The 12130-nt window shown below is 65.9% G+C and carries 9 protein-coding genes; 6 read left to right on the forward strand and 3 right to left on the reverse strand.

All coding sequences use genetic code 11. The features are described 5' to 3' along the window. Position 1 precedes the first annotated feature (1 nt). The 4 genes from CHX26_RS04770 to CHX26_RS04785 are packed head-to-tail and all read left to right on the forward strand — an operon-like array spanning position 2 to position 5226. The gene (locus tag CHX26_RS04770) at positions 2 to 934 is read left to right on the forward strand and encodes a sugar kinase (protein WP_233997275.1); all 933 of its coding nucleotides are present in this window, start codon (positions 2 to 4) and stop codon (positions 932 to 934) included. After that, positions 931 to 2679, forward strand: a complete 1749-nt coding sequence (locus CHX26_RS04775) for a glycoside hydrolase family 2 TIM barrel-domain containing protein (protein WP_104941394.1) — start codon at positions 931 to 933, stop codon at positions 2677 to 2679. The genes CHX26_RS04770 and CHX26_RS04775 overlap by 4 nt, the downstream gene beginning before the upstream one ends. After that, positions 2676 to 4046 (forward strand): MFS transporter, encoded by a 1371-nt coding sequence (locus CHX26_RS04780; protein WP_104941395.1) that lies wholly within the window; start codon positions 2676 to 2678, stop codon positions 4044 to 4046. The genes CHX26_RS04775 and CHX26_RS04780 overlap by 4 nt, the downstream gene beginning before the upstream one ends. Beyond that, entirely contained in the window at positions 4030 to 5226 is a 1197-nt protein-coding gene (locus tag CHX26_RS04785) for a mandelate racemase/muconate lactonizing enzyme family protein (RefSeq protein ID WP_104941396.1), read from the forward strand. The genes CHX26_RS04780 and CHX26_RS04785 overlap by 17 nt, the downstream gene beginning before the upstream one ends. Here CHX26_RS04785 and CHX26_RS04790 read toward each other — a convergent pair. Next, positions 5223 to 5987 carry a FadR/GntR family transcriptional regulator gene (locus tag CHX26_RS04790; protein WP_104941397.1) on the reverse strand — a complete coding sequence of 255 codons (765 nt, stop codon included), beginning with the start codon at positions 5985 to 5987 and terminating at the stop codon, positions 5223 to 5225. The genes CHX26_RS04785 and CHX26_RS04790 overlap by 4 nt on opposite strands. 454 nt (positions 5988 to 6441) lie before the next feature. Here CHX26_RS04790 and CHX26_RS04795 point away from each other — a divergent pair, with 454 nt between their 5' ends. After that, a complete protein-coding gene (locus CHX26_RS04795; RefSeq protein WP_257790858.1) occupies positions 6442 to 6921 on the forward strand; it encodes a lipid II flippase Amj family protein in 480 nt (159 codons plus the stop codon). Positions 6922 to 7225: 304 nt separating this feature from the next. On the opposite strand, the gene CHX26_RS04800 is transcribed toward CHX26_RS04795, so the two are convergent. Next, entirely contained in the window at positions 7226 to 7510 is a 285-nt protein-coding gene (locus CHX26_RS04800) for a hypothetical protein (protein WP_146107657.1), read from the reverse strand. Positions 7511 to 7602: 92 nt separating this feature from the next. Between CHX26_RS04800 and CHX26_RS04805 the strand changes: the two genes are divergently transcribed. Next, complete coding sequence (locus tag CHX26_RS04805) at positions 7603 to 8604, forward strand: hypothetical protein (RefSeq protein ID WP_146107658.1); 1002 nt, start codon at positions 7603 to 7605, stop codon at positions 8602 to 8604. 85 nt (positions 8605 to 8689) lie between these two features. On the opposite strand, the gene CHX26_RS04810 is transcribed toward CHX26_RS04805, so the two are convergent. Beyond that, on the reverse strand, positions 8690 to 11980 hold the full coding sequence (locus CHX26_RS04810; protein ID WP_199797842.1) for a S41 family peptidase: 3291 nt from the start codon (positions 11978 to 11980) through the stop codon (positions 8690 to 8692). Between the last annotated feature and the right edge of the window lie 150 nt (positions 11981 to 12130).

Below are 12130 nucleotides of genomic sequence, written 5' to 3' on the forward strand. Positions count from 1 at the left end.
CGTGGCAGGTGAGGGCGACCCGCGCGGCATCGTCTGCTTTGGCGAGTGCATGATCGAACTGAGCCGGATGAGCGGCTCGGGCGATTGGCGGATGGGCTTTGCGGGCGACACCGCCAATGTCGCGATCTATGCCGCGCGCGCCGGGGTGGATGTTGCCTATCTCAGCGCGATTGGGGCTGACCCCTATAGCGCGGAACTGCGCGACTTTCTGACCCGCGAGGGCGTGGACTGCCGCCTCGTCCTCACCCATCCCACCCGCGTCCCCGGCCTCTACGCCATCCGCACCGACGACCGGGGCGAGCGCAGTTTCACCTATTGGCGCGACCAGTCCGCCGCGCGCGATTTCTTCGCACTGCCCGATACTCCCGCCGCGCTGGCCGAGGCGGAGCGGGCGCGGATGCTTTACCTTTCGGGCATCACGCTTTCGCTCTTCGATGAAGCGGGCCGCGCCAAAGTCGCGGCACTGGCCGAGGCGGTGCGCGCCAGTGGGGGCGCGGTGGTTTTCGACGGCAATTACCGCCCGCGCGGTTGGGACGATGCCGCCGCCGCTCGCGCCGCCTTCGCCGCCATCGCGCCGCATTGCTCGATCGTTCTGCCGACCTTCGAGGATGAGGTCGCGCTCTTTGGCGATGACGACCCACAGGATTCGGTCGAACGCTGGCACAGGGCGGGCGCGCAGGTTGTGGTGGTGAAGATGGGCGATGCGGGCGCTGTGCTGTCGCAGTCGGGCGCGCCGCCGCGCCTCATCCCCTGCCCTGAGCGCAAGGCGGCGCGGGACACCACCGGCGCAGGCGATTCGTTCAACGCAGCCTTCCTTGCCGCGCTGCTGATGGGGGCCGCTCCCGAGGCCGCTGTGCGCGCCGGGCACCGCCTAGCGGGAGAGGTCGTCATGCACCCCGGCGCCATCATCCCCATGGAGGCCATGCCGCAATGATCCGCCCGCAGCGTAACGCCTGCCGCCACTTCGCCGACCTGTCGGGCGTGTGGCGCATCGCCTTCGACGAGGACGGCACCGCCGATTGGTCACACGGCATCCCCGCTGACCGCGCCTACCCCATCGCCGTGCCGGGAAGCTGGAACGAACAGCTGGCCGAGGCGGGCTTCATGAACTTCTGCGGTGCGGGCTGGCTGGAAACCGAGGTGTTCCTCCCCGCGCTGGCTCCCGGACGGACGCTGGCGCTCTATTTCGGCTCGGTCGATTATTACGGCGAGGTGTGGCTCGATGGCGAGCATCTGGGCGCCAGCTCTGCGCCGATGCTGCCGTTCGAAGTCGCCGTGCCAGCCCACCTCGCCACCGGGCGGCTGGCGCGGCTGGTGGTGCGGGTCGATGCGCAATTGCACCCGGACGAGGCGACGCAGGGGATCACCCAGGCGACCTATGCCGAGGAACGCCGCCCGCGTGACGAATACCTTCCCGCCGTGCGCTTCGACTTCTTCCCCTATGGCGGGATCAACCGCCCGGTGTTGCTGGCGGAGACCCCCGCTCAGGGCCTCACCGGCTGGCGCGCGGCGAGCGACCTCACTGGTGTGACGCTGGCGGTGGAGGCCAGTGCCGGAGCGACGGTGCGCGCATTGCTGCACGATGCCAGCGGGGGGACGCTGAGCGAGGCCCCGCTTGCCGATGGCCATGCCGAACTGCGGCTCGAACCCCTCGTTCCGCAGTTGTGGAGCCCGGACAACCCGCACCTCTACCGCCTCGACATCGAGGTGCTGGATGCCACCGACGCGGTGATCGATGCGGCCAGCCAGCACATTGGCCTGCGCAGTTTCACCATCGACGGCGCCCGCTTCCTGCTCAACGGCGAACCGATCACCCTCAAGGGCTTCGGGAAACACGAGGAAAGCCCCCTGCACGGACGCGGGCTGAACTTGCCGCAGCTGGTCAAGGATTTCCACCTGCTCAAGTGGATCGGGGCGAATTCGGTGCGCACCTCGCACTATCCCTATAGCGAGGAATTCCTCGATCTGGCGGACCGGTTCGGGGTGCTGGTGATTGACGAGGTGTTCTCGATCAATCTCGATTTTCGCCGCATCAACGCCGCCACCCTCGCCAACCACAAGCGCGCCGTCGCCGAGCTGATCGCCCGCGATGCCAGCCGCACCTGCGTCATCGCATGGTCGCTGGCGAACGAGCCGGGCTATCTCGCCGAACCCAATTACCGCGAGGCGAGCACCCCCTATTGGCGCGATCTGTTCGCGCACGCGCGGACGCTCGATCCCACACGGCCCATGACCCACGCCAATGTCGGCTATGCGGGCAATGACGATCCGGCTTTCGCGGAAGCGGACTTCATCGGCATGAACCGCTATCACGGCTGGTACTCCAACCCCGGCCAGATCGGCGCGGCGGTGGAGGCCCTGCGCCACGATCTCGATGCTGTGGCGGTCCACGGCAAGCCGGTGATGCTGCTCGAATTCGGGGCCGATGCGCTCGCGGGCCAGCACGCGACCTATGACCAGCTATTCACCGAGGAATATCAGGAGCGCCTGATCGCCGCCTATTGGGCCGAGATCGAGCGCCATCCGGCCGTGGCAGGCGGCCACGTATGGAACTTCGCCGATTTCCGCACCGCGCAGCATGGACGGCGGGTCGTCCATAACTTGAAGGGCGTGTTCACCCGCACCCGCGAACCCAAGATGGCCGCCTGGGCGCTGCGCCGCATGTGGGGGGCGGCATGAGCGAGATTCGCCCGCTTGCCCGGAAGGGCATGATCGGCTGGGCGGCGGGCGATTTCGGCTTCAACATCTTCTGGCAGACGCTCAACCTGCTGCTGCTGCCGTTCTACACCGATGTGCTGGGGCTGGACGCCGCGCTGGCTGGGACGGTGTTCCTGATTGCGAGCCTGTGGGACGGGTTTGCCGACACCATCATCGGCGCGCTGGCTGACCGGACGCGCAGCCGCTGGGGATCGTACCGGCCCTATCTGATCTTCGCCTCGCCAGTGCTGGTCGCCTCCTTCATCCTCGCCTTCCTGACGCCCGATTGGGAGCAGGGCGGGCTGTTCCTCTATGCCCTGCTCAGCCAGATCTTCCTGCGCACCGCCTATTCGCTGGTGTCGATCCCCTATAGCTCGCTGTCGGCGCGCATCTCGCAGGATGCCGACGAGCGCGCCAGCATGGCGGGCTGGCGGATGTTCTTTGCCTTCTCCGGCGGGGCCTTCGTCACCTTCGTCATGCCGCAGCTGGTGCAGTCGCTGGGCGAGGAGACGAGCGCCAACACCTATATCCTCGCCGCCGGGGTGACCGGCCTCATCAGCCTGCCGTTCTTCTGGCTGACCTTCGCCGCCACCTCCGAGCCCGAGCGTTTGCGCGACGCCAATCCGCGCGGATTCTCGGTGACGGCGAGTGTCGAGGATTTCCGCGACACCCTGCGCATGGCGGCCGCCAACGGCCCCTTGGTGCGCATTTTCGGCTGCATCATCGTCTCCAGCCTCGCCTTCACGATGACCAACAAGTGCCTGGTCTATTACGTCACCTACTATCTCGAACGCCCCGATCTGGTGCCCCGCATCGTTCCCTTCGCGCTTGCGATCAACCTCGCCTTCGCGCCGCTGTGGGCAATGCTGGCACGGCGAACCAGCAAGCGGGCGACTTGGCTCGCGGCCAATGCGCTGAGCGCGGTCGGCTACACCGCCTTCTTCCTCAGCCCCTCGCGCGATCCGATCATCGCGAGCGCGCTGATCGCGGTGATCTCGGCGGGGAATGTCGCCTATCAGGTGCTGTTCTGGGCGATGCTGCCCGACACGGTCGAATACAACGCGTGGAAGACCGGCCAGCGGCATGACGGCAAGGTGTTCGGCATAGCCTCCTTCGCCAAGCAGCTGGCACTGGGGCTGAACGGCGGCCTGCTCGGCGTGCTGCTGGTGTGGATCGGCTACACCCCGAATGTGCCGCAGTCCGAGGCGACCTTGTGGGGGTTGAAGGCGATCATGGCGCTGGTGCCGCTGACCGGCGTGGCGCTGTCGGCATGGCTGATCTGGGGCTACCCGCTCGATCGGGACATGCACCGCAGACTGGTGGAGGGACGTTATGACGGCACGCATTGACCGGCGCAGGGTGTTGGCGGGGATCGGCGCGGCGGGAGTGGCGCTGGCCGCCCCCCTGCCCTTGCTCGCCGCCAACACGGGCCGCGCGACAATCGCCAAGGTCGAAGCCTTCGCCGTCCCGCGCGCGGTGTTCGTCAAGCTCACCGCTGACGACGGCACCACCGGCTGGGGCGAGGCGGGGCATTCGGGCGGCAAGCTGGTGGCCGAAGTGATCCGCCGCGAACTCGCGCAAATCTACGAAGGCGCGGACGTGTTCGATGGCGATGCGCTGTGGGCGCGGGCCTATTACGAAATCGACGAACTCGGTCCGGGCGGCCTTGCCAGTCAGGCGCTCGCAGGCGTGGACTGCGCGCTGTGGGACCTGCGCGGCAAGCTGCTCGGCCTGCCAGTATGGGCGCTGCTGGGCGGCAAAGAACGGGCGAGCTTCCCGGTCTATGGCAGCTTCAGCCGCGATCTCGGGCGGGGCCGCTACATGACGCCCGACGATGCCGCCCGCCGCGCGGCGGAAATGCTCGGCGAAGGCTTCACAGCGATCAAGGTGCGCATGGCGATCCGCGAGGAGAACGCCGATCCGGCTGACGATCCGACGCTCCCGACGGCTCGCGCGGTGAGGAAGGCGATCGGGGATAGCATCCCGCTCTATGTCGATGCCAACAACGGCTACCGCGCCGCGCGGGCGATCGCGGTGGGCCGGGCGCTGCACGAGGAGCTTGGCGTCTCCGTGTTCGAGGAACCCTGCGCGATGCACCACTATGCCAGCATGGCTGAGGTGTCGGGCGCGCTCGACATGACGATTGCGGCGGGCGAGCACGAATACACGCCCTTCGCTTTCCGCGACCTGATCGATCACGGGCGGCCCGATCTGCTCAACCCGGATGTCTCGAAGCTGTCGGGGCTGACCGCGGCACGCCACGTCGCCTCGCTCGCCTGGCTGCGCGATCTGCCGATTTCGGTGCACAATGCCCGGCCCACGCTGCTGTCCGCCGCGCACGCCCATTTCGTCGCCTGGGCGCCGACCGCCAGCCGCCCGCAGGAGCATCCGGGCGCGGTGCGGCTGAAAGAGCTGTGGCGCTATTTCCGCGCGCCGCTGTTGCCCAAGAACGGCGTTTTCACCGTGCCCGACGCCCCTGGCTTGGGGCTGGAGCCCGACGAGGCGGCGATCCGCGCCGACGCAGCCTAAAGCCTCTCGGACACCTTATACCGATCCCGCTGCGCCGCCGCTTTGGCGCGGGCTTCCTCGATCGCTTCGATCTCGGTCGAGGCGAGCAGATATTCCAGCACCCGGCCCAGATGTTCGCGCATCGCTGTGCGTGCCGCGACCGGGTCGCGCGACCGCAGCGCCTCGATGATCGCGCGGTGTTCGTCGATCACAGGCTTGTGGCCTTTGGTGCGGGACTTCTCGAAGGTGCGGATGCATTGCGGGGAGCGGTTGCGCACCATCCACAGATGCTCGACCGCCGATTGCATCGCGCTGTTGCGGGTGCACCCGGCGAGGAATTCGTGGAACCTCTTGTCCACCATCTCGCCCGCGCCCGCGCCCGAAAGGTTGGCGGCCTCCATCTCGGCGAGCAGCCGTTCGAGTTCGGCGAGTTCATCGTCGGTGATGTTCGCGGCGGCGAGCGCAGCGGCCTCGCCTTCGATCAGGATGCGCGCTTCGGTCAGTTCGAAGGCACCGATATCGCGCTCCACCCCCTCGCGGCTCGGGGTCTGGCTGATGACATAGACGCCCGATCCGATTCGGACTTCGACTAGCCCTTCGATCTCCAGCGCAATGACCGCCTCGCGCACGGTAGGGCGGCTGACGTTGTAGAGCGCGGCCAGCTCGCGTTCGGCCGGCAGGCGATCGCCGGGCTTGTACTCGCCCGAGGCAATCAGCCGGGTCAGCTTTTCGGCGAGCGCCTGATAGAGACGCGTGGTCTGTTTGGTCGGGAGCGGTTGCATGAGCTGACACTGTCCTTACCAATTTGACTTGGCAAGTCCGACTATCCTGATTGTGTGCCCGTCGCCCTGCGAGCAAAGCGGCCTTTCGCCATTCCATCCACAAACGGTTATGATCGCGCGCTGCGCATGACCCCGAAAGTTGCACAGCGGCGTTCTGCGGAAATACCCGCAATTGTTCAGGTCCGGGAACGACTGGGTCTGGGCCGGGAGCAGCCGGCGCATCTTTGCTCAAGGTTTTCGGCTTCCTGCCCCCTACCATCGCAACCCCTGAGGCGAATTGGATCGTTCAACGGGCCCTTTGCGGACACCAGAGGTCGGACTGCCCTCCCCTCCGAAAATCCGGCTTGCCCGCTCTCTCATCAAGGTGGTGCGCTTTGTTTTCGCATAGAGGGGCTCGCCCTCGAACTGGCAGCATCAGGATAGCCAGTCGGCACGGCTTTCGCGCCCCACGCTCATCACCTTCTTTCAGGCACGCCGCTCGACCGCCCGGCTAATCCTTGCCAGCATGACCCCCGCAGGCTTGGCCACCCTGCGCGATTCCATTGCCATTCCTTCCGGCGAGACGCTGCGCGGCTTGAGCAAGCCGCGGGGCGTAAGCTGGTCGGTGCTGATCGCCAATTCCGCGGCGCAAGGATTGCTGGCGGTGGGGGTGCTTGCCTCGCTTTATGCGGGCTATCTCGTGCCTGAGTTCCGCGTCACCGCGTCGCAGATGACCGCGATCGTCAACGGGTTTGCCACGATCCTGCTGTTCGCGCTGATTGACCCGCAGATCTCCGCGCTGACCGACGACGTGCTTGACGGCAGCGTGAGCGAGGCGACTTTTCGCAGAGCGATGGTCTGGGTCTCGCTGAGCCGCCTGGTTGGCACACTGATCGCACAGGCGATCCTTGTGCTGGCCGCTGTCGCAATCGCTTGGGCGGCCGGATGGCTCTAGCAATTGCGGACTTCTAGCGGCAACTAACCCCCAGTTGTAGTCATAAGCGGGTTCGAGGCTCGATCCCGAAAGCTGCCCAGCGGCTTTCGGCGGAAACAGACGTTCATGGCTCTAATCGGGAACGACCGCCTCTGGTCGGCAGCCGATATCGCCCACCCGCTTTACACTCCTCGCTGTTCTTTTCGCGCGACCGGAACGAAGGCGATCAATGCTGATGTCGCCGCAAGGGCGCCGCTCGATTGCCGCAGGTGAGAGATATGGTGTGGCAAGTTCAGCCACACGCGCCCATTTTCGGTTCCGCAGTTCAGAAGCGCGGCACGATCAGCCCTCGATAACCCTCTAAGATCGCCGCCTGTGCCAGCTCTTGCGTGGACTCGACGTCTCGCGCCAGCATCCGGCCTCTCCATCTTTGGTCGGTCAGATCGTCGGGCGTAATCTCGAAAGCCCGAAGAACTGTGACGTTGCGGCCATCGAGCAGTGGTCCGATATCCACTCGAACTGCAACCAACACCGTCGGCTGCAACGTCCCGACCTGATTGGCCTCGCGCAGCGCGGTCTCGGGAGCAAGCGATGGTCTTGTGCGCGACATCACCTCCCGCCGCATGGCGTCTTGCTGGACGATCGGCGAAGGTGCCGTTAGTTGACGGTGCAACCGGCAACAATGCGAGGGGCAAGATTGCTATGCCGCGCCGTCTTCTATCCCGACTGGCCGCAACGTTCCTGTTAGCCGCCGCATTGGGGCCTGCGGCGCTTGCAGACACCGCCCCTGATCTCGGCGCCCTGAAGGGCAAGGCTGCGGCCGGCGATACTGCCGCACGGGTGGAGCTGGTACAGGCACTTCTTGCCTCAGTCCCCCGCACGCCGCGCGCTGATGTGCCTTCGCCTGCGCTGTTCGCGGCGCAATGCTGGTGGACCGGTCTGGATCAATCTGCCGCCATCGAAGCGCGCACCCTGTCAGAAGCAACTCTGGCCGAGATCGAGGCTGAATTTGCGGCGCGCGAGACGGAGCTTCGCCTCGTCCCGAGCGACAAGTCATGGCAGAAAGCGACGGATGAGCAGCGGTGGGGCGATGGCGCATCGGATCGGTTCGGCACGCGCAACCGCAACATCCGGGAGAGCCTGCCTGCGACAGCCGCCATACTGTTGCAATTCGCGCAGAACCGAAAGCACGATGAGGCACTGAGCCGGGCCGAGGCGCTGGATTGGGCGCGTCCCGAGACCCACGCGCTGATCGCGCAGCTGCATATCCTCGCTGGCAATCTGCCACAGGCTGAAGAAGCGGCGCAACGAACCCTGCAGCTTTATCGCGGCCACTACAGCGGTCATTCGGTTCTCGCCCAGATCGAGTTCCGACGCCTGAAGGGCAGCTATGTCTGCGATACTGCGCTTGCGTGGGAGCGTCTCGTCCAGGCCGACATGCACAATGATGAATCGACCTTGTTGGTGACCAACCTGATCGAACTCTATCAGCTCGAGCGGGATCCGATGCGGCTGAAGGCCCTGCGCGACCGGCTTGATAACCGTATCCGCTACCATGAACTGGCGGCCAGCTGGGGCGAACGCATGACCGGGATCAGCCCCTACAGGCCCTATCTCAGTGAGGCGCAGCTTGCCCAGTTTCGCACTATGCGCGATCAGGCCGACGTGGAATTGGCCAAGCTGAAACCGGCTGACAAACCTTAGTCACAGCCTCCCGATATCAGGAGAGGACACCAAGCCTTTTTGGGCCAGGTCACCCGCCCCCTGACGATCCCCGCGATCAGCCGCGTTACTTGCCGATCTCGGTCGGATAGGGCGGCGGTGCCTTGACCGGGGACACGGCGCTTTCCAGCTGCTGCAACACCGCCGCGATGGCAGTTTCAAGCTGCGTGTCCTGCCCGCGATCGAGCGCCAGCGGATCGAGCTCGACCCTGATATCGGGCGCTACGCCCTCGTTCTCGATCGTGAAGCGGCCCTGCGTGTCGTAGAACCGGAAATTGGGCACAGCCAGCCGTCCCCCGTCGATCAGGTTGGGATTGGCGCTGATACCGATCAGCCCGCCCCATGTGCGCGTGCCGATCAGCGTGCCGAGCCCGCTTTCGCGGAACGCATAGGGCATCCAGTCGCCCCCCGATCCGGCGTCCTGATCGATCAGCATCACCTTGGGTCCGTAGATCCCGCCGCCAGGCGTTGCGTAGGGAATGCTTTCGCGGTCTTTCCAGCCCGCCAGCCATTTGCGGCTCAGGACGTCGATGATGTAATTGGCCGCCTGTCCGCCGCCGTTGGAACGTTCGTCCAGGATCAGCCCCTGCTTGTCGGTCTGGGCGAAATACATCCGGTTGAAGAAGGTGAAGCCTGCGCCTGCGGTGTTGGGCATGTAGACATAGGCCACCCGCCCGCCAGTGGCCTGATCGACGCGCCTGCGATTGCCCTCGATCCATGCCCACAGGCGCAGCTGGCCCTCGTTGGCGACCGGCTCGACCGTCGAGGTGCGGCGCGGGCCGGCGGGGCTGGCCGCCACAGTCAGCGCCACCTGCGACCCGCGCACGCCAGAGAGGGCGGCGTAGATATTGTCGGCAGCGGTCAATTCCTGCCCGTTCACCGCAAGGATGTAATCCCCTTCCTTCACGTCGACGCCGGGTGCAGCCAGCGGGGCGGCAAGGAACGGGTTCCACTTTTCGCCGGTGAAGATCCGCTTGATCCGGTAGCGTCCGCCCTCGACCGCAATGTCGGCGCCCAGCAGGCCCGGAGCTGCGGCGCTGTTGTCGTAGACGTCGCCTCCGCCGATGTAATTGTGGCCAACCCCCATTTCGCCTGCCATCTCGACCATCAGTTCATTGAGGTCTTCGCGCCGTCCGACATGGGCGAGCAGCGGTTCGAACTTGGCGCGCACGCCTTCCCAGTCGAGGCCGTGCATGCCCGGATCGTAGAAGTACTCCTTCTCCATCCGCCACACATCGCCGAAGATCTGCCGCCATTCGGCCATCGGATCGATATTGAGGCGCACATCGCCGAGGCTGACCGGCTTGGGTTCAAGCTTCTTGGCCGCATCAGCCGTCATCAACGCTCCGCTGGCCTTGGTCAGCAGCAGCTTTGCGCCCTTGGCATCGGTCTCGATCGCGACAATGCCCGTTGCGACTTCATCGGCCTTGCGCTCTTCGAAGTCGAAACGCAGCAGGCGGTTGCGCTCGTCACCGCTGTCCGGCCCGGTGGCCGCGCCGGGCTGCACCTGCTCGACAAAGAACAGCGCCCCGTCCTTGGCTGTGGCGAGGCTGGCATAGAATGCTTCTGCCACCGGCAGGGCGACGATCCGGCGATCGAGGCCGACCGGATCGACCTTGGGCGCTGCGGCGCTGGCAGGCTTGTCATCGCCCTTTTTCGCCTTGGTATCCTTCGCGCCGCTCTCCTCAGGCTTTTCCGGTTCCTCGTTGGCGAGGATCGGGGCCAGCGGCGATTGACCCGCCGGATCGAGCACGGCAGCATAGAGCCCGGCGCGATAGGGGCGATCCTGCGTCGTCATGTCGAGCCCGGAATAGACCGAGCCGGCGTTGGTCGAAGCTGCGAAGAACAGCAGCTTGCCATCCTTGGAGAATTGCGGGCTGGCGATGTCGGCAAAGCCGCTGGTGACCGCAAAGGCGCGGCGCGCATCGAGATCGTAGAGGCTTAGCGCGGCGTTCTCGTTCGCGCCGCGGGTGGTGAAGGCCAGCCAGGTGCCGGTCGGCGAAAGCACGGCGTCGAAATCGCCGTTGCGGCGCGGGCTTGAGGCGATCTGCCAGCTGCTGCCGCTGGCAACGTCCATCGCGTGAAGCGTCAGCTTGTTGCTGGCATAGATGATGTGCTTGCCCTTGTTGCCCCAGCCAACCAGCTGGTAGAAATGCGCGCCCAGGGGCAGGCGCCGGGCAGGCTGAATCCCGCTCTGGTCCTCGATCACCAGTTGCTGTCCGGCGCCGTCATCGGTGATGTAGGCGATGCGCGTGCCATCATCCGACCAGATCGCGGTATAATCGCGGGTAGCGGCGCTCTGCGAGATGTTGCGGGTGGCGCCCTTGTCGGTCGGCACGGTGAACACTTCGCCGCGGGCCGTTACCGCGACGCGCGCCCCCGAAGGCGAGAGCGTGGCGCTGGAGATCTGCTTGGACACATCGCGCCAGCCCGGTCGCCGCGCGGGCAGATCGGCGACCAACGTGATCGGCAGGCGTGATGTGACGCCACTGGCAACGTCCAGCGCGTGCAGCACGCCGCCGGCCTCGTAGACGATGCGGCCGTTCTTGGCGGTGATGTTGCGGATGTCCCACTCTGCCTCGCGCGTGACCTGCGCGGTCTCCCCTGTGGCGGGATCATAGCTAAAGATGTTCGCGCGGGTGTTCCATCTGTCGGACAGGAAGTACAGCTTGCCGCCCATCCACACCGGATCGAATTCGCTGGTGCGATCACCCGCGATCGTGGTCGCGGTGCCAGCGGCAAAGTCGATCAGCTGGATCGAAGGCGCGCGTCCGCCGCGATAGCCGCGCCAGCCATTGACCCCGCCGGTGAGCACTGCATTGGCCGAACCCCAGGGGACATTGGCGAAGACCTTGCCCGTTTCGTCATAGCTGCCGGCGAAGACTTCAGCTTCGGATACCTTCTGCGGCAACCCGCCAGCCAGTGCGACGTGATAGAGCTGGCCGGAGCGTCCGGCGCGCCGTTCCCGGGCGCTGACCATCGCCACCGCCTTGCCATCCGGTGTCCAGTCGATCGCCGTATCGTCGCCCGGGTGCCAGGTCAGCCGCTGTGGTTCCCCGCCGCGCACGTCGATCACGAACACATCAGCATTGCCGTCGTAATTGGCTGTATAGGCGATCTTTTTCCCATCGGGAGAAAACACCGGATCGCGCTCGTCGGCAGGATGCGAGGTCAGGCGCACCGGATTGCTCCCGTCCGGCGCGGCGATCCAGATGTCGCCCGCATAGACAAAGGCCAGGGCATTGTCCGCCAACGCCGGATCGCGCAGCAGCTTCGTTTCGGTCTCCTGCGCCTGAGCGCCCGGCGCGGCGAGCGCGCTCGTGGCCATCAGGGCAGCGGCGATCCAGCGGTTGGTCATGAATTTTCTCCCCCACGATAAAGCAAGTCCGCACCAGCCTTAGCATCTTTTGCGGCAGACCAAAGGCTGTCGGTCGAGCGCTGGCTGGCTTTGGGCGATGCCCTGCCAGCGCGCCCGATGTTTCACGTGAAGCACCTGCGAAGCACCCGC

The organism is Porphyrobacter sp. HT-58-2 (assembly GCF_002952215.1).
GTDB lineage: Bacteria > Pseudomonadota > Alphaproteobacteria > Sphingomonadales > Sphingomonadaceae > Erythrobacter.